The sequence below is a fragment of the Vibrio sp. genome, assembly GCF_048266485.1.
Taxonomy (GTDB): Bacteria; Pseudomonadota; Gammaproteobacteria; order Enterobacterales; family Vibrionaceae; genus Vibrio.
The window spans coordinates 257,795-279,759 of sequence record NZ_JBLWZK010000001.1; the positions used below are offsets into that span (position 1 = coordinate 257,795).

Annotated in this window: 17 protein-coding genes; 6 read left to right on the plus strand and 11 right to left on the minus strand. The window is 40.9% G+C overall.

The features are described 5' to 3' along the window. The first annotated feature begins 109 nt into the window (after positions 1 to 109). On the plus strand, positions 110 to 1,693 hold the full coding sequence (locus tag ACN0T8_RS01210) for a BCCT family transporter (RefSeq protein ID WP_417878856.1): 1,584 nt from the start codon (positions 110 to 112) through the stop codon (positions 1,691 to 1,693). Between the two features lie 102 nt (positions 1,694 to 1,795). Here ACN0T8_RS01210 and ACN0T8_RS01215 read toward each other — a convergent pair whose 3' ends face one another. The 4 genes from ACN0T8_RS01215 to ACN0T8_RS01230 form a co-directional block, all read right to left on the minus strand. Continuing rightward, on the minus strand, positions 1,796 to 2,530 hold the full coding sequence (locus tag ACN0T8_RS01215) for a 3'-5' exonuclease (RefSeq protein ID WP_417878857.1): 735 nt from the start codon (positions 2,528 to 2,530) through the stop codon (positions 1,796 to 1,798). A 12-nt stretch (positions 2,531 to 2,542) separates the two neighbouring features. Next, complete coding sequence (locus ACN0T8_RS01220; RefSeq protein WP_417878858.1) at positions 2,543 to 4,474, minus strand: DUF294 nucleotidyltransferase-like domain-containing protein; 1,932 nt, start codon at positions 4,472 to 4,474, stop codon at positions 2,543 to 2,545. A 163-nt stretch (positions 4,475 to 4,637) separates the two neighbouring features. Then, complete coding sequence (locus ACN0T8_RS01225) at positions 4,638 to 6,791, minus strand: FAD-dependent oxidoreductase (protein ID WP_417878860.1); 2,154 nt, start codon at positions 6,789 to 6,791, stop codon at positions 4,638 to 4,640. Between the two features lie 177 nt (positions 6,792 to 6,968). Continuing rightward, positions 6,969 to 8,159, minus strand: a complete 1,191-nt coding sequence (locus ACN0T8_RS01230) for an amino acid aminotransferase (protein ID WP_417878861.1) — start codon at positions 8,157 to 8,159, stop codon at positions 6,969 to 6,971. Positions 8,160 to 8,317: 158 nt separating this feature from the next. Between ACN0T8_RS01230 and ACN0T8_RS01235 the strand changes: the two genes are divergently transcribed. After that, positions 8,318 to 8,998 carry a YoaK family protein gene (locus ACN0T8_RS01235; protein WP_417878862.1) on the plus strand — a complete coding sequence of 227 codons (681 nt, stop codon included), beginning with the start codon at positions 8,318 to 8,320 and terminating at the stop codon, positions 8,996 to 8,998. Between the two features lie 80 nt (positions 8,999 to 9,078). Beyond that, the gene (locus ACN0T8_RS01240; RefSeq protein WP_417878863.1) at positions 9,079 to 9,414 is read left to right on the plus strand and encodes an ASCH domain-containing protein; all 336 of its coding nucleotides are present in this window, start codon (positions 9,079 to 9,081) and stop codon (positions 9,412 to 9,414) included. Here the strand turns inward: ACN0T8_RS01240 and ACN0T8_RS01245 are convergent. After that, on the minus strand, positions 9,411 to 10,061 hold the full coding sequence (locus ACN0T8_RS01245; protein ID WP_417878864.1) for a class I SAM-dependent methyltransferase: 651 nt from the start codon (positions 10,059 to 10,061) through the stop codon (positions 9,411 to 9,413). The two genes, ACN0T8_RS01240 and ACN0T8_RS01245, sit on opposite strands and share 4 nt — an antisense overlap. 185 nt (positions 10,062 to 10,246) lie before the next feature. Here ACN0T8_RS01245 and ACN0T8_RS01250 point away from each other — a divergent pair, with 185 nt between their 5' ends. Next, entirely contained in the window at positions 10,247 to 11,416 is a 1,170-nt protein-coding gene (locus ACN0T8_RS01250; RefSeq protein WP_417878865.1) for an MFS transporter, read from the plus strand. A 56-nt stretch (positions 11,417 to 11,472) separates the two neighbouring features. Here the strand turns inward: ACN0T8_RS01250 and ACN0T8_RS01255 are convergent, their stop codons facing one another. Beyond that, positions 11,473 to 12,240 (minus strand): TerC family protein, encoded by a 768-nt coding sequence (locus ACN0T8_RS01255; RefSeq protein WP_417878866.1) that lies wholly within the window; start codon positions 12,238 to 12,240, stop codon positions 11,473 to 11,475. A gap of 322 nt (positions 12,241 to 12,562) precedes the next feature. Further along, entirely contained in the window at positions 12,563 to 13,963 is a 1,401-nt protein-coding gene (asnS, locus tag ACN0T8_RS01260) for an asparagine--tRNA ligase (RefSeq protein WP_417878867.1), read from the minus strand. 364 nt (positions 13,964 to 14,327) lie between these two features. On the opposite strand from asnS, the gene ACN0T8_RS01265 reads away from it, so the two are divergent. Then, the gene (locus ACN0T8_RS01265; RefSeq protein ID WP_417878868.1) at positions 14,328 to 14,813 is read left to right on the plus strand and encodes a hypothetical protein; all 486 of its coding nucleotides are present in this window, start codon (positions 14,328 to 14,330) and stop codon (positions 14,811 to 14,813) included. A gap of 163 nt (positions 14,814 to 14,976) precedes the next feature. On the opposite strand, the gene ACN0T8_RS01270 is transcribed toward ACN0T8_RS01265, so the two are convergent. The 4 genes from ACN0T8_RS01270 to pabB form a co-directional block, all read right to left on the minus strand. Next, a complete protein-coding gene (locus ACN0T8_RS01270) occupies positions 14,977 to 16,338 on the minus strand; it encodes an L-serine ammonia-lyase (RefSeq protein WP_417878869.1) in 1,362 nt (453 codons plus the stop codon). Between the two features lie 161 nt (positions 16,339 to 16,499). Further along, positions 16,500 to 17,759, minus strand: a complete 1,260-nt coding sequence (locus ACN0T8_RS01275) for an aromatic amino acid transport family protein (protein WP_417878870.1) — start codon at positions 17,757 to 17,759, stop codon at positions 16,500 to 16,502. Between the two features lie 298 nt (positions 17,760 to 18,057). Further along, complete coding sequence (locus ACN0T8_RS01280; protein WP_417878871.1) at positions 18,058 to 18,747, minus strand: CoA pyrophosphatase; 690 nt, start codon at positions 18,745 to 18,747, stop codon at positions 18,058 to 18,060. A gap of 32 nt (positions 18,748 to 18,779) precedes the next feature. After that, positions 18,780 to 20,216: an aminodeoxychorismate synthase component 1 gene (gene pabB, locus ACN0T8_RS01285; RefSeq protein ID WP_417878872.1), complete on the minus strand. Its 1,437-nt coding sequence runs from the start codon at positions 20,214 to 20,216 to the stop codon at positions 18,780 to 18,782. A 226-nt stretch (positions 20,217 to 20,442) separates the two neighbouring features. Here pabB and ACN0T8_RS01290 point away from each other — a divergent pair, with 226 nt between their 5' ends. Then, positions 20,443 to 21,957, plus strand: coding sequence for a fumarate hydratase (locus ACN0T8_RS01290; RefSeq protein ID WP_417878873.1), 1,515 nt, complete (start codon positions 20,443 to 20,445; stop codon positions 21,955 to 21,957). Positions 21,958 to 21,965 lie beyond the last annotated feature (8 nt).

A 21,965-nucleotide genomic window follows, 5' to 3' on the forward strand; every position in this document is an offset into this window, starting at 1 on the left:
GGTTAGGATCTAACCTTATCAATTTTGTGTGCTTAACGTTTTATTGCTTAATGAGTAAACTATTTAATACGACACTAAGCACAATATTGTCACAGATGGACGAGGTTTTATGACTAAGGGTATAGATAAATACAGTATAGACAGCACCGACTATACGATTGGACAAGATAATGTTCAAAAGTGGGGGTTTGATGTCCATAACGCCGTATTTACCACCAGCGCTGGGTTGACTATTCTTTTTATTATTGCAGTGTTAGTGACTGATCCAGTAACCGCTAAATCGGCATTAGATGGTGTTAAGAATTCAATCATTAATAATTTTGATTCACTATTTATTTTAGCAGGCAACTTTTTTGTATTGTTTTGTTTAGGCATGATCGTCTCACCATTCGGTAAAATTCGCTTAGGTGGTGATGATGCAAAAGCAGAGCACTCATACTTATCGTGGTTAGCAATGCTATTTGCTGCAGGTATGGGTATTGGTTTGATGTTCTGGAGTGTTGCAGAACCTGCCGCTTACTTTACCGATTGGTATGGTACTCCATTAAATGTTGCTGCAAATACGCCTGAAGCGCAGCGCTTGGCGTTAGGTGCAACAATGTATCACTGGGGATTACACCCTTGGGCTATTTATGCTGTAGTGGCATTGTCATTGGCATTCTTTACTTATAACAAAGGTTTACCGCTTTCTATTCGTTCGGTTTTTTATCCTATTTTAGGTGACCGCGCATGGGGTTGGGCTGGTCATATCATCGATATTATCGCAGTATTGGCGACTTTGTTTGGCCTCGCAACCTCATTAGGGTTTGGTGCTCAACAAGCAGCCAGTGGTATCGGACATATTTTTGGTATTGATTCTGGCGTTGGATTACAACTTATTGTTATCGCTGCAGTGACCGTGTTAGCGGGTATTTCGGTATACCGTGGTATCGACGGTGGCGTAAAGCTAGTTAGTAATATCAACATGGTTGCTGCCTTTATTCTACTGGTGTTTGTTGGTGGTGTGAGTTTTTCAATTGTGTCTCATACTATTCCAGAAACCTTTATGAGCTACGTAGAAAACATCATCCCACTTTCAAATCCATTCAATCGTCCTGATGAAGATTGGATGCATGGTTGGACTGTATTCTACTGGGCGTGGTGGATGTCATGGTCACCATTTGTAGGTATGTTTATCGCACGTGTTTCTCGTGGCCGTACAGTCCGTGAGTTTTTAACGGCAGTTCTACTAATTCCAACAATTATTACTGTTGTTTGGATGGGTACTTTCGGTGGTATTGGTATTGACCAACTGATTAATAAAGTTGGTATGCTAGGTGAGCAAGGTTTCCATGATGCCACAATGGCAATGTTTGAAATGTTTGACGCACTACCATTTAGTCAAATTATCTCAATGCTTGCAGTTTGTTTAGTGCTGGTATTCTTTATCAGTTCTTCAGACTCAGGTTCTTTGGTTATCGACAGTATTACTGCTGGTGGTAAGGTTGATGCGCCTGTTCCTCAGCGTATGTTCTGGGCTTTCATTGAAGGTGCGGTTGCGATGGCGTTATTGTGGGTTGGTGGTTCAAATGCCATTGGTGCACTACAAGCGGCAGCAATCTCGACAGCATTACCATTTGTATTCGTGCTAATCATTATGTGTATTAGCCTAGTACTAGGTATGCGAACTGAGCCGAAGCCAGTGAAGAAATAGCATCTAGCTAAATATTAGATATTAAAAAGGTTGGCATCGCGCCAACCTTTTTTGTATACGTCACATTTTTACAATGTAGACAATAATTGAGGGAGAGGTGTATTACACCCACAAGGCCTTAATTGGGGTCTCTGGACTGTAATGGTGATAAATCTGTGCTTGTAATAGTTCAGCAGTCGCAATAGCGTCAACAAGCGCATGGTGAGGCTGATAGGCAGGTAGGTTATAACGACTACGACTAGAACCTAAACGTACCGATGCAGGTTTTTTGCCACGCAGTTTATCCCACCAACCACTGACTGCTCGCTTCTGTACTTCAGACTCAATGGCTAAAGTGTCCACCATTGGAAACAGAATACCTTCGTTGATCCGCTCCATTAATGCCCGATGAAAGAATTGACGCTCAATGTATTGATAATGAACCACGACGATCTTTCCCGCCAATGAATCCAATACCTCATCCAATATACGTCTTAGATCTGGTGCGTCAGATAAATCACTGTGTGTAATTCCATGTATGACCACAGAATCTTCATTAAGTGGCTTACGCGGCTTTACGAGCCAGTGCTTACTTTGTTTACAGTAGATCCTTTGCAGGGTAAACGGAATTAACCCTATGCTGATAATCCCGTCTTTATCGATATCTAAACCGGTTGTTTCAAAATCTAATGCGACGAATTCGACTTCTGATAGCGGTGTTTCGGGATCGATGACGCCGCTTTGATAAAAGAGTTTTAAACGTGAATCTTTTACTGATTTAACTTGCTGATCAAAGTGTTGTTGCCAAGTTAACTTAGGATCCAAATAAGCCAATTTGTTATCAGTCTTCTTTTTCATATCCACTCCAAATTAGCGCTTACGACGAATTGGTTCCGTCTTTTTCGCTGGTGGTGGGGCATTCTTAAAGGAATTACCGTGATAGCGATATTTTAAGAAGTTCTGAGCATTACTTAATATTTGGAAAGCATCTTTCAGGTTACGTCTTTCAAAATCAGACATATTGTCCGGTTCAATGTTGTTGTCCGGCTCGATTTCATTTTCAACATCTAATGCTTGGTGACGTATGCGCACCATGGAGATGTACTCCATCGCATCTTGAATATCTTCAGCACGACCTTTCGGTAGAATGCCGGCTTCAATGATGTCATCTAAACGTTCAAATGAATTTTGCGCACGAGAACCCACAGCCAGGGCATGTACGCGAATAAGATCCGCTAGAGGGGCAGTACCACGGCGTTTCAGGTTAATCGAGTTGTTGTGACGACCATCTTTTTCCATTACAAAGCCTTTGAAAAAGCCCAGTGGTGGTGTTCTATTAATCGCATTGCGTGCAAGACATGCTAAGAATTTATTATTTCTACGTGCCCGACGAACAATAAAGCCATTCAAGCTTTCTGCCCATTTTACTCGGCCATAAACGCCATCTAAATCAAAGAAGATAGAGCTGTTTAATAAGGCTTTAGGATTGGGGTTGTCAATCCAGTCAGCAAAACATTCTTCCCATTCGGTACGCGTCATACGCCACATTGGATTCGTTGCCATGATGTCACCAGTGCATAGGTGATAACCACAGCGAGCAAGCCCTTGGCAGACGAACTCAGACAGCTTGGCAAAATACTCACCGTGTAGCGCTTCATCATAGCTGTTGTCTAAAATAATTGCGTTGTCTTGGTCGGTTACAATTAACTGCTCATCTCTAGCCATCGAGCCTAACGCAAGGAAACAGTAGGGAATTGGTGGCTCACCGTATTCTTCTTCGGCTAATTCCAAAATACGCTGTTTAAAGCTGCGTCCAATCACTGCCATCGCACTACCCACCATATGTGAGTTAGCATCTTCATGAACTAAGCGAACAAAGCAATCTTTTACTTGCTCAGAAATCGAAACCAAATCATCAATGTTTTGTTGCTGATATATTTGATTAACCAGTAGTAGACTATTTTGTGATTCGTAACGAATGATATCCGCTACCTCAATGATACCGATAGGCTGTTTATTTTTAAGAATAGGTAGGTGATGAACATTACAACGTAACATTGATAGCATAGCTTCATAAATGTAAGCGTTGTGATCAAGAGAGATCAGCTCATGGGACATCACTTCACTGACTTCTGTACTTGGATCTAACCCTTCAGCTAGTACGCGTGTACATAAATCACGATCAGTAATAATACCAATCACTTGGTTATCATTTTCTTCGTCAATATTGATGGAGTCATCTGTGATTAATAGCGCTGAGATATTTTCATCAGCCATCAATTTTGCTGCTGCTTGAATCGTTTGATGCCTATCCAAACTAAAGGCTTCACGGGTTAATAAGGTTTTTACTTTAGAAGTGGTTAAGTCGTTGGCATTCTTATTATCTGAAAGTGCTTGACGTAATCGTGCATGGTTTTCAATTTCAACGAAGTCAGCAAAGGTGTCTTCAGTTTCATATAGTTCATTGAATACATCAACGGGAATACAATAAATAAGAGAATCGGCGGTTGCCGTAGCAGGCAGACGAACTTTACCGTTCATCAATAATCCCATTTGTCCGAAAATGTCACCTTCGTCTAAACGGTTATAAAGTTCACCCTTACGGCGGTAAATTTCAACCACGCCAGAGCGGACCATATATAAATCTTTAATATGGTCACCAAATTTGATGATAGGGGTATTTTCTCGGTAATAAGCAATTTCGGTATTGTTTGCTACGTAAGCGAGCTTTTCTTCCGGTAGGGAATCAAAAGGGGGAAATTGAGCGAGAAAATTTTGAATTTCTTGTAATTCGGCTTCCATAAGAACCACGATTGTATTATGAATTTGTAATAACTATAGGCAATTACGCTTATGAACTAAAGCATTAATCATTATATCTTTTTTAGTTAACTAAAATTAATCAATTGCAGTTAGGTTTGCATCAATAGGCGAATAAATTTCGCCTATCTTTTCGCCTATTAAACTAGCCTCTACGCCATGTGTGGTATTTTTCTAACCAGTTTAAAATGGTTTCTGGTGCATGGGCTTTTTTCCATTCGCCAGCTGCATATTTGTTGCCTTCCGCCCAAGTAGGGTAAGCATGAATAGTGCCGAGTATTTTATTCAACCCAAGTCCGTGTTTCATTGCTAACACAAATTCAGCAATTAAGTCGCCCGCTTGTTGAGCAACGATAGTAACACCTAAAATAGTATCTTTGCCTTTAGGGGTGATGACTTTAATAAAACCTTTGGTGCTACTTTCGGCGATAGCTCGGTCTAATTCTTCAAATTCAAAGCGAGTGACTTCGTAATCGATGCCTTGTTGTTGAGCCTCGGTTTCATTTAGTCCAACACGAGCAACTTCTGGATCAATAAATGTTGTCCAAGGGATCACACGATAATCAACTTTGAATTTTTTGAGGTTGCCAAATAAGGCGTTAACCGCGGCATACCATGCTTGGTGTGCTGCAACGTGGGTAAATTGGTAAGGGCCGACAATATCACCAGCAGCAAAAATATTAGGGTACAAGGTCTCTAAATAATCATTGGTTTGCACGGTACGATTCGTTTCTATCCCTAGTTCTTCCAAACCATATCCTTCAAGGCGAGCAGAACGACCGACCGCACAAAGTAGTTGATCAAATTCGATTTCAATTTCAGCGCCTTGATGCTCGACTACGATGATTTTTTGCTTATCGCGTTTTTCACATCTTAAAGCCTTGTGGCCGGTAAGAATTTGCACGCCACTTTGGGTGAGTTCTTGATGCGCCAGTTCGGAGACTTCTAAATCTTCACGCAGCATAATTCTATCGGCCATTTCAATTTGAATAACCTTAGAGCCTAGACGAGCAAAGCTTTGTGATAGTTCACAACCAATAGGGCCGCCACCTAATACGATCAGTCGTTTTGGCGGAGCATCGAGTTCGACAAAGGTTTCCCATAAGGTATCACTAGTGACATAACCAACGTCTTCTAAGCCTGGTAGTGGCGGTACAAATGGTCGAGCACCAGTAGCAATTACAATGTTTCGAGTGGTGAGTTTTTCTATCGAACCATCTTGTAGAGTCATTTCTACCGTCCATGGGTCGATGATTTTGGCGTAACCTTGTTTAACTTCAACGCCCAAGCTAGTATACCGTTCAATGCTGTCATGTGGCTCAACTTGGGCGATAACGTCATGGACACGCTGCATTACCTTCTTAAATGAAAAAGTGGGAGCGTGATTATCTAAACCGTAATTTTCCGCGTGTCTGAATTGCTCGGCAACTTTTGCACTCTTGATGATCGCTTTGCTAGGAACACAACCGTAATTTAAGCAATCACCACCCATTTTATGTGTTTCTATCAACGTGACTTTCGCACGGACTGTGGCGGCGATATAGCTACTAACGAGTCCCGCAGCACCGCCACCAATCACAATCATGTTACGATCAAACTTGTTGGGTTTATTCCATTTCGCATAAACACGTCTTTTCTGAATGGCAGTAATAATCGATTTCGCAATGAATGGAAAGATCCCGAGTAGAGCAAATGAAATAATAAGATCAATAGACAGGATGCCTTTTAAACTGTCTATTTGAGCTAGCTGAGTACCTGCATTAACATAAACGGCTGTACCCGCGAGCATGCCTATTTGACTGACAAGGTAAAAAGTAAGGGTTTTTATTTTGGTTAGACCCATCAATAAATTAATTAAGAAAAATGGGAAAATTGGTACAAGGCGTAGAGTGAAAAGATAAAAAGCACCGTCACGCTCAATGCCTTGATTAATTGGTTTTAAGCGAGATGAAAATTTCTTTTCAATGGTGTCGCGTAGTAAGTAGCGGGATACCAGAAATGCTAATGTTGCGCCAATTGTTGAAGCAAATGAGACAATAAGTAATCCAGTGGTTAAGCCAAATAGTCCACCTGCGGCGAGAGTCAGAATAGCGGCACCAGGAAGTGATAATGCAGTAATCAAGATATAAATGATAAAAAAGCTCGCCGCAACCAAGACAGGGGAACGCTGTTGCCAGTTGCTAAAATCATCCATGCGAGCTTTTAACCCATTTAAGGTCAAAATATGTTGTAAATCGAAAGCGAAAAACAAGCCAATTAGAATGATTGCACTCGCAAGTAATAATAGTTTTTTTAACATATAGATTTCCATATGGTATTGATGTGTTTCGATGGTAGTACATCGATAGGAATAAACTAAGAGACAGGCTTAAGATTTAAAAAATTTCAGGATTAAGATTAATATTTAAAATGAGATACCAATAAAAAAGGCCAGCAGAGGCTGACCTTTGAAAGTAAGAGTTGGATTGTGGGGTGTTTATAAAACCGCTGCAATGCCTTTACATAGTGGACCCATGTTCGACTTTGTCATACCTGCAACGCTGATACGTCCAGAGCCAACAATGTAAATCGCAAATTCGTCTTTCAGGCGTGCAACTTGTTCTTTGCTTAAACCAGAGAAAGAGAACATGCCATTTTGAGCTTCAATAAAGCTGAAGTCTTGCGTTACACCTTCATCTTTTAATGTTTGAACAAAAAGGGTTCGCATTTCTTGAATACGGTCACGCATTTCTGCGACTTCTTTTTCCCATTCAGCACGTAGCGTTTCATCGTTTAAGATGTGAGTAACAACTGCTGCGCCATGAGCTGGGGGGGTTGAGTAGATTGAACGAATGATCTTCTTCACTTGAGAAAATGCAGTGGTCGCGGTTTCACTGGTTGCAGCTACTAGTGTAAAAGCACCAACACGTTCATTATACAAACCGAAGTTTTTAGAGAATGAACTTGCTACTAGAATCTCATCGCAGTATTGCGCGAAAGTACGTAAACCTGCAGCATCATCTTCAACACCTTTAGCAAAACCTTGGTAAGCAAAGTCAAATAGTGGGAGTAGACCTTTATCGGCACACAGTTTCGCCAATTGTTCCCACTCAGCAGCCGTAGGATCAATACCTGTTGGGTTATGACAGCAACCGTGTAGTAATACTACATCACCAGTTTGAGCATCAGCTAGACTAGTAAGCATTGCATCAAAATCTTTATCATGAGTTTCAGCGTTGTAGTAATTGTATTGCGCGGTTTCTACGCCAGCAGCAGTAAATACGCCGACGTGGTTAGCCCACGTTGGGTTACTGATCCAAATTTTGTCTGCATTTAATTCACGTTTGATAAATTCGCCTGCTACACGAAGTGCGCCTGTGCCACCTGGTGCTTGAGCTGTTTTTGCTAGTTTATCAGTCACAATTTTTGAATCAGCACCAAAAAGAAGTTTTTGTACTGCAACGCCATATTCGGCCGTCCCTTCAATGGTTAGGTAAGATTTGGTCTTCTCGGATTCAAGTAATGCAGCTTCGGCTTTTTTAACCGTAGCTAATACTGGTGTTTGACCTTCTTCATTCTTGTAGATACCTACACCTAAGTTGATTTTGGTTGCGCGAGAATCATTCTTAAATTCTTCAGTTAAACCAAGAATCGGGTCAGCAGGTGCAGCAGGTACTTTTTCAAACATAATTCCGTCCATGTAAATGAGTAAATAATTCGATTATTTATACCGTTATATGCTATAGGTTACAACCGTAAATCATGCTTGGTGATATGTTTGATTCATATCATTCAATCAAGCATAAATAGGCGTACACTTGTCAGTCATTTATTGAGAGGATGATTATGTTTATCAAATTACCGAAGTGGGTCGAATATGGTGCGTTCACATTAGCCTTAATTGCGGGGTTTGTGAATGCCATCGGCTTGCTTGGTTTTGAACATCAAGCCATTTCTCACTTATCAGGCAGTGTCACGAAAATTGGTGTGAATGCGCTGGAACGCCCTATAGTCTCAGTATTTTTAATCGCTTTAGTAGGTAGTTTTGTTATTGGTTCAACCATCTCAGGAGTGTTAATTTCTGGGGAATCCTTAAAGTTAGGGCGGCATTATGATCTGGTTTTGTTGTTGGAAGGAATATTGTTGTTTCTTTCAGCCAGTTTACTTCACGAACATATCAGTTGGGGGTTATGCCTAGCTTCAATGGCTTGTGGTTTACAAAATGCATTGGTAACCACATATAGTGGTGCAGTTATTCGCACTACACATTTAACTGGTATTTTTACCGACCTCGGATTGATGTTAGGCAGTAAAATAAAAGGCCAGGAAATTAATAAAAGAAAATTCGTTATGTTTAGTGTGATTATCTGTGGATTCTTAAGTGGTGGCCTTTTAGGGTATGTGGCATTCCAGCGCATGAATGTATCAGCCTTAGCTATTCCCGCTGTTGGTTGTTTACTTTTATCTTTTATCTATAGAGTTTATCGCCAAAAGACTAAAAATGAACAGTTTTCAAGCGGTCGGTAACACTTTTCAATCATCAATGATGATAACGTCATGACAGTGAGTGTGCTTCTAGTTTAAGCTTCCAATATTCAAGGATGAATATGGAACAATGGCAAATGACACCACGTGCAAAATCTTATCTTAATCATTATCTTTTCTCATTAAACGAAAATTTACGTCGACGCTACACCTCATTTAGTGCCGATTTCTTTTGTGCCACAGAGCAAGATGCCAATACTTGTGCTGACCTTGTTGTACAAGGTGAAAAAACGGCAACCTGTAGTTTGAAATATTGGTATGAACAAGACAACGAGCCGATGCCAGAAGTTGGGCACTTACAAGTGGTTTTGAATTGGGATGGAGAGCCACAATGTATCATCGAAACATTAGAGGTGTTTGAAATTCCGTTTAATCAAATTACTAATGAAAATAATTAACGAATGAATTTTAAGATGTGTCCTTTAAATTCACCGTCAATATAGTCAGTATGGGCGGGCTTTTCATTCGTATAAGTGAAGCCGAACTCGATCATTTTGGTGCTGAGTTTGTTTTTTCTACCACGGCCCGGATCAACTAAAATGACCTCACACTGCGGGTTGGCATGAACATTGATAAAGCTTGCCAGTAGATTGATATGATTATCTTCATAAAGTAGGTCACTGCCAATGATCATATCGAATAAGCCTAGATTATCACTGAGATCGGCCCAATCGGTACGTTCAAAATCAATCAAACGATCGCCATTTAATTCAGTATTACGATCAAGGAAAGTTTGCACTTCAGGGTGGTAGTCGGTGGCAGTAATATCAGCCGATTGCGCATTCAATACAAGACTTGATAAACCAATGCCGCAACCAATTTCTAGAATACGTTTTTTACCCGTTTCACAATCGAACATATAGTGCGCAAGAACTAGGCTCGAAGGCCACAACACACCAAATATTGGCCAAGAAGCCGATGAAATTCCGAGTTTCTCCGCCACACCGTCAGGGTCGTGAAATTCTTGATTATTGCGCAGGGTACACAAATGAATATCAGTTTTACCAAATTCTATGGTCTGATAACTTAAACGTAATTTTGTCATGGTTAGCCTAAATAATTGGCGCTGAGCCAGCTAACTAGGCATGCTAGATGAAATGACAAAACGGGAAAGAAGTTTTAAGAGTATAGAATAAAAGCAAAAAGGCAATCTATATATACCTTGGCCACATGGCTTTTACGCTTAAAGAGGGTTAAATGACGACATCATCAATAGAGACGAAAAGAATAATGACAACGAAAAACCGTATGATGTTACTCGTGGTAGGGGTGCTGCTCATTGCGGCAAATTTACGGGCTCCAGTTACCGGAATAGCCCCAATGATTGAGATGGTTTCTGGCTCTTTTCAATTATCGGCCACTCAAGCAGGGTTACTGACAACATTACCTCTTATCGCATTTGCATTATTTGCACCGCCTTCTGCCTATTTAGCAAAACGTTTTGGAGTCGAATATACGATCTTTTTTGCACTGGTTTTTATTGCTATAGGTTTGATTTTACGCTCACTTGGTAGTGTCAGTTGTTTGTTTATCGGAACTGGGTTAATTGGGATAGGAGTGAGTATTGGAAATGTCTTGTTACCTATAGTGGTAAAACGAGATTTCCCAATGAAAGTTGCTTTAATGACCTCTAGTTATGTTTTAGCAATGGGGATTGCTTCAGCATTGGCATCGGCATTTTCGATACCATTGGCCAATTTTCATCAATTAGGGTGGCAATGGTCATTAGCAACATTGAGCTTACTTACATTTATTGCAATGGTTATTTGGTTACCGCAATTAGCTAATAACCAAAAGCCTAATGCGGTGAATAACGGTGCTTCTATATCGATTAACTTATGGTCTAAGTCTTTGGCGTGGCAAGTGTCTTTCTACTTAGGATGTGGTTCATATTTTACCTATACCATGGTGGCATGGTTGCCGAGCTTGTTAGTTCAGGCGGGATATAGTTCAGCAGAAGCTGGAGTAATACATGGGGTGTTTCAAATTGGAACAGCACTCCCGGGGATTTTCGTTATTCCACTTGTAGCAAAGCTTGCAGATCAGCGTATGCCTGCCTTTGGAATTTGTTTTATTGCTGGCGCGGCATCTGTGGGGCTATTGATATTACCGCAGTTTGCTTATATGTGGTCATTCTTACTTGGGCTAGCATCTGGAGCTTGGTTCATCTTGGGGCTGTCTTTTATCAGTTTTAGAACGAGCAATCCATTACAAGCAACGTCTCTATCGGGAATGGCTCAATTTTTAGGTTATTTATTAGCGGCGATCGGACCAATGTTGGCTGGCTACCTATATGGAATAAATAATGGTTGGAACGAAGTGATTTGGATGATTGTTATTCTATGTAGTATCGCTGGTACAATTGGGCTGTTTGCTGGCCGAAATATGGTGATTCAATAAAATGTGGTTAGGGCATCACTTGGTATTTGTGATGCCCATTATCCTAGTAATTAATATTATTGAGAGATAGAAAGCATTTTCATTTTTGATCTATGTGTTTTTATTTGAATGTCACGGTGTTGTTTCTTCTTAAGTTGTATATGACACAATTCAAGAATTAAACCGAATAACATCGCAAAATACACATAACCTTTGTTGATATGAATTGCGAATCCTTCTGCCATTAAAAGCCCGCCAAGCAATATCAAGAATAATAATGCTAAGGTTTTAAACCCAGGGTACTGAATAACCAAGTTATTAATCTTTTCTGCAATAAGTATCATGACAAGCGCTGAAGCCAAAATAGCCGCAACCATGATTGGAACATCACTTGTTAGACCGATAGCGGTAATCACCGAATCCATTGAAAATACCGCATCAATGGCAACGATCTGCAGTAAAACGACAGCTATACCTGTTCGCATATGAGTAGAGTTGGCTTGCTCTGAATGCATTAACCATGACCAAAGCTCTTTAGCACTCTTAGCTAATAAAAAGCCACCACCAGCAATCATAATAAGATCGCGACCGGTGAAGCTAAAGTCTTGTACTTTCAATAATGGTTGAGTCAATGACATCACCCATGAAATTGAAAAGACCAAAATAATACGAGCTAATACCGCTAAGCTTATACCTAGGTTTCTAGCAAGCTTGCGCTGTTGTACAGGCAATCGTTCACATAATACCGAAATAAAGACGATATTATCCACGCCTAAGATGATCTCAAGTGCGAATAATGTGGCGAAAATAGCCCATGTTTCTGGTTGTAAGAAAAGTTCTAGCATGTTGCCGCTCCCAAGATTGTGGAAGCTTGGTGTGTGTACAGTCGACTAAAGGGGTCGTCCATATGTTTTTTATTTACCTTTATGAGTTAAGGATGTTCATTACATCACAGCTTTTTAATACTGACAATATAGTCATTTGTAAGAAATTTTAACTAGATAATAAGTGGACTAATTTATATCGTTTTCAGCATTTTTAATGCTTAAATGGGGGGATTGATTAGTCAAAATCGTTGATGAGAATAATTAAATAGAGAGGTAAGGAATAAAAGCCTGCTCATTTGAAGTGAGCAGGCTTTCGTTTATTAGGCTGAAATTCTAATGATTAGAAGTTTGCACTACGTGGCGTACGTGGGAATGGGATCACGTCACGAACGTTACTCATACCTGTTACGTAAGAAACAAGACGTTCAAAGCCAAGACCGAAGCCAGCGTGCGGTACAGTACCGTAACGACGTAGATCGCGATACCAAGACATGTGCTCAGGGTCGATACCCATTGCCACCATACGTGCATCTAAGACGTCTAAACGCTCTTCACGTTGAGAACCTCCAATGATTTCACCAATACCTGGGGCTAAAACGTCCATTGCAGCAACCGTTTTACCATCATCGTTCAAACGCATGTAGAAAGCTTTGATATCTTTCGGGTAGTTTTTAACGATTACTGGTGCGTTGAAGTGTTCTTCAGCAAGGAAACGCTCATGTTCAGACGACATATCGATACCCCATTCAACCGGGAATTCGAACTCACGACCAGATTCTAACAAGATTTGAATTGCATCAGTGTAATCCACTTGTGCAAAGTCAGACTCAACAAATTTTTCCAGGCGAGTGATCGCTTCTTTATCGATACGTGAAGCAAAGAATTCAAGGTCATCGCGACGCTCTGCAAGTACCGCCTTGAATACGTATTTCAGCATATCTTCAGCAAGTTTTGCTACATCGTCTAAATCTGCAAAAGCAACTTCAGGTTCAACCATCCAGAATTCCGCTAAGTGGCGGCTAGTATTTGAATTTTCAGCACGGAAAGTTGGGCCGAAAGTGTATACTTTGCTTAATGCACAAGCGTAGGTTTCTGCGTTTAACTGACCTGAAACGGTTAAGAAGGTTTCTTTACCAAAGAAGTCTTGGTCGTAATCGACATCACCTTTATCGGTAAGCGGTAGGTTTGCGTGATCAAGAGTAGAAACACGGAACATTTCACCCGCACCTTCTGCATCAGAAGCGGTGATCAATGGCGCAGACATCCAAAAGTAACCATTTTCATGGTAGAAACGGTGAATAGCTTGAGATAAACAGTTACGAACACGTGCTACCGCGCCAATCACGTTGGTACGAGGGCGAAGGTGAGCCACTTCACGTAAGTATTCGATAGAGTGACGAGTTTTTGCCATTGGGTAGGTTTCAGCATCTTCAACCCAACCAACTACTTTTACAGCGGTTGCGGCAAGTTCAAAATCTTGACCTTTTGCTGGAGATTCCACGATTTTACCCGTTACTTCAACAGAACAACCTGTTGTTAGCTTTAGGACTTCATCATTGTAATTATTTAACTCATTAGGGACCACGGCCTGAATCGGGTCGAAACAAGAGCCGTCATAAATGGCAAGGAAAGAGATTCCGGCTTTGGAATCACGACGTGTACGGATCCAACCACGAACAGTGATTTCACTGTTTACGGCTAATTTACCGCTTAGTACGTCTGTTACAGGCGCGTAAGTCATTTTTTTCTCCATTAAAACACTGCAAAAAAGGACAGTGCAAACTAATAATTTAGGTGTAATAGACTATCAATTAAGCGTGATAGAAAATTATTACAAGTATTCGACATATTACCCAACACAGGTTTGGCATCAACCTTTATTATGCAATTATTTTTATTTTTAACGCTTTAGTTCTAAATTGAAGTGATAGTCGCCAAAAATATGGGTAAAAAAATAAACTTTATCAGTTTTACTCGCGCTACAATGAATTGATTAAATGAGTGTAATTATGAGGGGAGAGATGAATTTTCGACTGTTATGTACAAGCATTTTAACAACAGGTTTTTTAGTGGGTTGTTCCACAATTGGTGGAGATCGTACATCAGTGAATTCTGCACAAGATGTCAATGATCATATGACATTTAAACAAGATCTTGTTACTCGCAGTATGGACTTACAAACCGATTCCTATTGGGCTAAATGTGAATCAGAATGGGATGGCTTAGGGTATCGGTATCGTACATCTGTTTATGCCAGTGGTAATCAGCAAACTCAACTTTATGTTCGTTTGAAATCCTCCCAAGGTGCTTACGGCATTGAGAAAGCATTTGATAACAATGGTGAGGATTATCAATTAGAGCTTTATAAGCCAGAAAATAAATCCGATTCAGTGGTATACGAAAACTTTGCTTTGAATATTTCCCCTGAACAATTAAAAGCCGCTAGTAAAGCTCCTGTGGTGATGCACTTAAAAGGTAAACAGCACGATTGTACCTTTACGGTTGAACAACCTGTTAGCTATGCGTTTTCTGTAAATCTAGATGAATTAATGAAACAAGTGGATGAGGCGAAAGCGAAAGCAAAAGAATAGCCGAAGCTCGATTTTCGGCCGCTTTGCTACTCGTTACCGATAAAGAAGAAAGCGAAGAATTAAAAGACAAAGTATTAAAAAAGGTGAACCAATAATTGGTTCACCTTTTTATTTGCTTTCGAGTGTCCGAGAAGCGAAGTGATCTAGATTCGATAACCGAGCATCAACAAATCACTTTAACTGCTAAGCCACCTTGCGAGGTTTCACGGTATTTAGAATTCATATCTTTACCCGTCTCTAGCATAGTTTCGATCACTTTATCTAAAGATACACGAGGCTCAGAAGAGCGACGTAGTGCCATGCGAGTTGAGTTAATCGCTTTAACCGCAGCAATACCGTTACGCTCAATACAAGGTACTTGTACTTGACCCGCGACAGGGTCACAAGTTAAGCCAAGGTTATGCTCCATACCAATTTCCGCTGCCATACAAACTTGCTCAGGACTACCGCCTAGTAATTCAGCAAGACCAGCTGCCGCCATTGAACAAGCAACCCCTACTTCACCTTGGCAACCAACTTCTGCCCCAGAAATAGAAGCGTTTTGTTTATATAAACCACCAATTGCACCAGAAGCTGCGAAGTAGCGAATATAGTCTTTTTCGGTTACTGGTTGAATGAATTTATCGTAGTAGGCAAGTACTGCTGGAATAATGCCACATGCACCATTGGTTGGCGCAGTAACGACTCGGCCACCCGCAGCATTTTCTTCATTGACCGCAAAGGCGTACATATTCACCCAATCGATCACCGCCATAGGATCGGTAGAAGTATTAGATGATGTCATTAATTGCTGGCGCAATGCTGAAGCTCGACGAGGAACACGCAATGGGCCTGGCAAAATACCTTCTGTGCTCATCCCTTTTTCCATACATTCACGCATGGTTTTCCAAATGTTAGCGAAATAGGTATACACTTCTTCTTCTGAGTATTGAGCACTTTCGTTTTTCATCACTAAAGTACTGATAGACAAACCATGTTCTTTACATAAAGCAACAAGTTCAGTTGCAGAATTAAACTCGTAAGGCACTTGGTAGGTTGATTCAACTTTCTTACCAAAGTTTTCTTCGTCAACAATAAAACCACCACCGATAGAGTAGTAAGTCTTAGTGTAAACCACCTCATCGTCAATCCAAGCGTGTAAAGTCATTCCATTTTCATGTAATGAAAGATTGGTCTTTTGGAAGTTCATGCCACCGTTTTTGGGAAAATCAACAGAGTGGCTGTCCTTATCAACTGATAAGCGTTCTGTTTGTTCAATACGAGCGATGAAGCTCGGAATGGCGTCAATATCTACGTGTTCTGGCGTGTTACCTGCCAGACCCATAATGATGGCGATATCAGTATGGTGACCTTTCCCTGTCAGTGATAATGAACCGTAAACATCGACAGTAATTTTTGTAATATCATGCAGTTTATCTTGTTCTTTGAGATCATCGATAAACTGCTTACCGGCTTTCATAGGACCAACCGTGTGAGAACTGGATGGCCCAACACCAATTTTGTAGATATCAAAAACACTGATCATGTTATTACCTCTGATAAGCCCCTCTATATTAAGGGGCTTTAATTTTTTATTACTAAGCTACTGGTATGTTGCTTATTGTTTTTTCAACAGTGTATATGCTGTACTTTTTACATTGATTAGCTAAATTATAGTCTATTTCTCTATAACGATAGCGTCATATATCAAAAGGAGCCGTAGATTACAGAAGTAATCGCTGCAACACCACAAATAGCTGTAAAGATTTGTGCAAAAGATGATGTCTTGAACTTCGTCATTGCAGGCACTTTACGCATTGCATAAATCGGCATAATAAACAAGATTGCAGCAATCATTGGCGCACCCATAGATTCAATCATACCTAGGATGCTTGGGTTAATGATTGAAATGACCCATGTAGTCAACACAATAAATAGTAATGAAATTTTGTTAGCCTTTGTTTCAGAGGCTTTTGAACGAGATTTAACTAGACCCACTAAGCCTTCATGAGCGCCAAGGAAGTGACCAAAGTAGCTTGAAGTGATGGCAGCAAAAGCCACGATAGGGCCTAGGTATGAAATCATTGGTGAAGAGTGAATGTTGGCTAAGTAAGACAATACGCTAATATTTTGCGCTTGCGCTTCACCTAGTTGCTCTGGTGTTAAGGAAAGCACAACAGAGAATACAAAAAACATCACGAAAGCCATCAGCATTGTTGCTGCACCGCCAGTGATCATGTCAGTTTTCTTCACCGCATTATCACCATAAACGCGACGTTGTTCTTTAGTAAATTGGCTGATGATAGGACTATGGTTGAATGAAAAGACAATAATAGGGATAGCTAACCAAATGATTTTTGGCATTTCGGTCCAGTTTGGCGTGACTTCAGCCATTGAAGTATTCCACTCAGGGATAAGAAAAACAGATAGTGCTAATAAGATGAACACAAGAGGGTAAACCATCAGTGACGTCACTTTTAGCATTAGCTCTTTGCCAAAGATTACTCCGCAAGTCATTAAGCTAATTAAAGCGCCAGAAAGTAACCAACGAGGAATCGAGTCAAAACCAAGTTGGTTAACTAAGAAAGAATCAACCGTATTAGTAATACCTACGCCATAAATAAGTACAATTGGGTAGATTGCAAAAAAATAAGCAAAAGTAATGATGGTGGCGCCAGTTTTACCGAAATGTTCTTCAACAGTATCGGTAATATCGGCATTTGGATTTTTAGCAGATAAAACGAAACGGGCTAAACCTTTGTGTGCAAGCCAAATCATTGGCATGGCAATTAAGGCTAGAATAACCAATGGCCAAAAGCCGCCAGCACCGGCTTTAATTGGTAAGAATAAAACCCCAGCACCTACAGCAGTGCCAAATAAAGATAATACCCAAGAAAAATCTTGGTAGGTCCATTTAGTCGAAGTTGGAGCATTTTCGACTACAGCATTAATGGTTTTCGTATTCATTATTAATTCTCTTAAAAGTTGGGAACAGGAAGAATTGGCGTGGATTATGCTGATCTGGAGGGATAAATATAGGATCAATATCACTTTATGTACTGAATAAGTGACAAGTATTTCATAACATGCGCTGTGTCACGAAAAAACGACGTATCAGATTAAATAAACTTATCCGAAAGAGTGAGGTTTCTCATGTGAAACTGAAGATTGCTTAAATGGTGAACAATCGTTAAAGCAAACGACTTATCTATGAGGCAGGAAATATGAAAATTAATTCACTGGTAAAAATAAGGGTAATGGTGAATTAAACTGTGGAATGCAGAATTGTCTGCTGTTGCAGATTGGAATGGGAAACTATCTGGCTATCAATTGATGATGGGGAATAATTTGCAAGATCTTTGATAGACAGTTGGGCTTGTAAAGCTTGAATGATTTGTGCGGTGACGCCCCATATAAAGTGCCTTTGATAATTGATGGCAAAAATACGATGTGCTGAACCTTTAATTTGCACCTTTTTACTATAAAGGTTATCGGGATTAAATAAGTAAGTCGCTGGTACTTCAAAAATATAATCGACTTCATTTTTATCAATAATGCTTTGATAGCCATCGTCAACAAAGGCGATGAAAGGGGTGACATTAAAGCGACTAATGGTCGTGAGTTCTGGTAGTTGGCCAAAAATGTTCACTTGGCTAGGATGCAAGCCAATCTCTTCGTGTGCTTCTCTTATAGCTGTATCGGCTAGAGATCGATCAAAAAATTCAAATTTACCACCAGGAAAGCTAATCTGTCCCGGATGATTTTTTAAATGAGGAGCACGTTTGGTCAGTATGACCGATAAACCTTCAGGGCGATCGACACAAGGAATCAAAACCGCCGCTTTTCTTAACTTTTTTGGATCTAGGTGAGCCACTCTTAATAAGCTCTCAGGTTGATATTTAGCTGGAATGTTTAATGAAAACTGGCGCAATAACTCTTCTTTTCTCATAAACATTCCTTAATTATCGATTTTTCTGTGACTACAGATTATAAGCTGGATAAAGTTGGCAAAATTCGGCTGATTTTATCAAGTGTTTCTTGGTATTCCGATTCAGATTCGCTATCGGCAACAATACCGCCGCCCGCCCAAGCATAAAGGTGCTGCTGGTATGCCACTAAAGTTCTGATTGTGATATTGGTATCCATGCGACCACAACGGCTGATGTAACCAATACTTCCACAATAGGCATTACGGCGGTGAGGCTCTAATTCTTCAATGATCTCCATCGCACGGATTTTTGGGGCACCAGTAATCGAGCCACCAGGAAAACAGGCGCGGAGTAAATCGCTGCCGCATTGATCTTTATCGAGTATAGCACGGATAGTACTGACCAAATGGTGCACTGCGGGGAAGCTCTCAATTGCAAATAACTCAGGCACGGTGACGGAGCCGGGTTTGGCGACACGACCAATATCATTGCGTAATAGATCAACAATCATCAAATTTTCTGCTTGATCTTTCTCAGCATTTTTGAGTTGTTCGGCCAATTGCTTATCTTGTTCTGCATGTTTTGAACGTGGGCGAGTGCCTTTGATTGGCTTAGTTTCAATCACGGTTTGATTGAGTTCATTTTTATTAATTTCTAGGAAGCGTTCAGGTGAAATACTGATTAATGTGGTTTCGTCGGTACGGATAAATGCAGAAAAAGGTGCGTGGTTGGATTGTTCCAGTGCTTGGTAAGCTAACCATTCTGAGCCTTGATACTCAGCACTAAATCTCTGTGCAAGGTTGATTTGGTAGCAATCTCCCGAGCGTAGGTACTCTTGAATAGCGTTGAACTTTTCAATATATGACGTTTTGGTCATATTGGATTGCCAGTCAGAGGTTAATGTAAATGCATTGTTTGGTAGGGTTTGTTGTGACTCTAACCAAGCTTGATGCTGCTCGATATCTTGTCCAACGAAATACGCTTGTTTTAATTGATGATCAACGATAAATGCCCATTCATATAAACCAATGGCCATATCCGCGGTGGGGATATCGTGTGCCGCCAAAGAGGGGACTTGTTCGACACGACGACCTAGATCATAACCAAAGTAACCTAAAGCACCACCAATGAACGGAACGTCATTGATGCTTGGTTGTGCCAGCAGTAATTGTTGTTGGTAGTGAGCAAGTAGTGTGAATGGGTCATCTTCAGATTGTTGAGTTTGCCATTCGCGAGTCTCCGTCTTTTGATAAATAGTCGTGATACTGCCATGGGTAAGCAACTTGGCAATTGGATTCGCCACTAAAATATCGTAGCGATTATTGGGGTGGCCGTCTGCGGCTGAGCGTAATAGCATTGCCCAAGGTTGATGCTCGATGGTAGCAAAATAATGCTTAGCTAAGTCTTCCGCATAAGGAATGTGTTTAATCTTTATACGGTCTTGGATTGTACTTGAGTTGTTTTGAGTCATATTGGAATTATTTTGCTTTTTCATTCTATAAAGTGTGACAAAGGTTCAATCGTTACGTGGCATCGAATGCTGAGCGAGAGTATCATAATTCCAGATTAAGCAATGTATGTGAATCGGTAATTGATTGGTTTAGTTAAAATCCCACCTAAACAAGGATTTGTTGGTTATCAGCGTGACGCTGTCACCGTTGTGGCTATTCACTATCGCCAGTCTTTATCCAATTATAATAATGTAATGTGTAGAGGCATGTATGACCGTCATTCGTAAACAAGATGTGATCAGCAGTGTGGCTGACGCTCTCCAATATATTTCGTATTACCATCCAATGGATTTTATTCAGGCGCTTGAAAAGGCCTATCACAAGGAAGAGAGCCAAGCCGCGAAAGATGCGATTGCTCAAATCTTAATTAACTCTCGTATGGCCGCTGAAGGGCATCGTCCGATTTGCCAAGATACCGGCATTGTGACGTGTTTTGTCAATATTGGTATGGATGTTCGTTGGGATGAAACGGATATGACGGTTCAGCAAATGGTCGATGAAGGCATTCGCCAAGCTTATACTAACCCTGATAACCCACTGCGTGCTTCGGTGCTTTCTGATCCGGCGGGCAAGCGTATCAACACCAAAGATAACACGCCGGGTGTGGTCCACATCAACATGGTGCCGGGTAATAAAGTTGAGATCCAAATCGCGGCAAAAGGCGGTGGCTCTGAAAATAAAACTAAAATGGTAATGCTAAACCCATCCGATGATATTGCAGAGTGGGTAGAGAAAACGCTACCAGCGATGGGAGCGGGTTGGTGTCCACCGGGCATGCTGGGTATAGGCATTGGTGGTACAGCTGAAAAAGCGGCAGTACTGGCAAAAGAATCTTTGATGGAACACATTGATATCCATGAATTGATTGAGCGCGGCCCACAAAATGCGGAAGAAGAATTACGTTTAGATATTTTTAACCGAGTGAATAAACTGGGTATTGGCGCGCAAGGTCTTGGCGGTTTAACGACTGTTGTGGATGTGAAAATTAAAACGGCGCCAACGCACGCCGCTTCTAAACCAGTTTGCTTAATTCCAAACTGTGCGGCAACTCGTCACGTACATTTCACGCTTGATGGTTCTGGCCCTGCAGAATTAACACCACCAAAATTAGAAGACTGGCCTCAAATTACTTGGGAAGCGGGCGAAAATACTCGTCGAGTGAATCTAGATACCATTACTAAAGAAGACGTTCTCCAGTGGCGTACTGGTGAGACGGTATTGCTATCTGGAAAAATCTTAACTGGTCGTGATGCGGCGCATAAACGTATCCAAGGCATGCTACAAAGCGGCGAAGGTTTACCAGAAGGTGTCGACCTTAAAAACAAATTCATCTACTACGTAGGCCCAGTTGATGCGGTGGGTGATGAAGTCGTTGGTCCAGCTGGCCCGACAACCTCAACACGTATGGATAAATTTACCGATATGATGCTAGAAGAAACCGGCATTATGGGAATGATTGGTAAAGCAGAGCGTGGTGCAGATACCGTTGAATCCATCAAGAAACACCAGTCTGTTTATCTAATGGCCGTCGGTGGCGCAGCCTATTTGGTGGCGAAAGCGATTAAGAAAGCCCGAGTAGTCGCTTTTGAAGATCTTGGTATGGAAGCGATTTATGAGTTTGAAGTCGAAGATATGCCGGTCACTGTTGCGGTTGATTCAACCGGTGCTAATGCTCACCAAATTGGCCCGGATACTTGGAAAGTAAAAATTGCTGAAATGGAATAACGTCTAGA

Coding starts and splice junctions, on each gene's coding strand:
- ACN0T8_RS01210 (WP_417878856.1), top strand. CDS start 110: ATGACTAAGGGTATAGATAAATACAGTATAGACAGCACCGACTATACG.
- ACN0T8_RS01215 (WP_417878857.1), bottom strand. CDS start 2,530: ATGAAAAAGAAGACTGATAACAAATTGGCTTATTTGGATCCTAAGTTA.
- ACN0T8_RS01220 (WP_417878858.1), bottom strand. CDS start 4,474: ATGGAAGCCGAATTACAAGAAATTCAAAATTTTCTCGCTCAATTTCCC.
- ACN0T8_RS01225 (WP_417878860.1), bottom strand. CDS start 6,791: ATGTTAAAAAAACTATTATTACTTGCGAGTGCAATCATTCTAATTGGC.
- ACN0T8_RS01230 (WP_417878861.1), bottom strand. CDS start 8,159: ATGTTTGAAAAAGTACCTGCTGCACCTGCTGACCCGATTCTTGGTTTA.
- ACN0T8_RS01235 (WP_417878862.1), top strand. CDS start 8,318: ATGTTTATCAAATTACCGAAGTGGGTCGAATATGGTGCGTTCACATTA.
- ACN0T8_RS01240 (WP_417878863.1), top strand. CDS start 9,079: ATGGAACAATGGCAAATGACACCACGTGCAAAATCTTATCTTAATCAT.
- ACN0T8_RS01245 (WP_417878864.1), bottom strand. CDS start 10,061: ATGACAAAATTACGTTTAAGTTATCAGACCATAGAATTTGGTAAAACT.
- ACN0T8_RS01250 (WP_417878865.1), top strand. CDS start 10,247: ATGACAACGAAAAACCGTATGATGTTACTCGTGGTAGGGGTGCTGCTC.
- ACN0T8_RS01255 (WP_417878866.1), bottom strand. CDS start 12,240: ATGCTAGAACTTTTCTTACAACCAGAAACATGGGCTATTTTCGCCACA.
- asnS (WP_417878867.1), bottom strand. CDS start 13,963: ATGACTTACGCGCCTGTAACAGACGTACTAAGCGGTAAATTAGCCGTA.
- ACN0T8_RS01270 (WP_417878869.1), bottom strand. CDS start 16,338: ATGATCAGTGTTTTTGATATCTACAAAATTGGTGTTGGGCCATCCAGT.
- ACN0T8_RS01275 (WP_417878870.1), bottom strand. CDS start 17,759: ATGAATACGAAAACCATTAATGCTGTAGTCGAAAATGCTCCAACTTCG.
- ACN0T8_RS01280 (WP_417878871.1), bottom strand. CDS start 18,747: ATGTTTATGAGAAAAGAAGAGTTATTGCGCCAGTTTTCATTAAACATT.
- pabB (WP_417878872.1), bottom strand. CDS start 20,216: ATGAAAAAGCAAAATAATTCCAATATGACTCAAAACAACTCAAGTACA.
- ACN0T8_RS01290 (WP_417878873.1), top strand. CDS start 20,443: ATGACCGTCATTCGTAAACAAGATGTGATCAGCAGTGTGGCTGACGCT.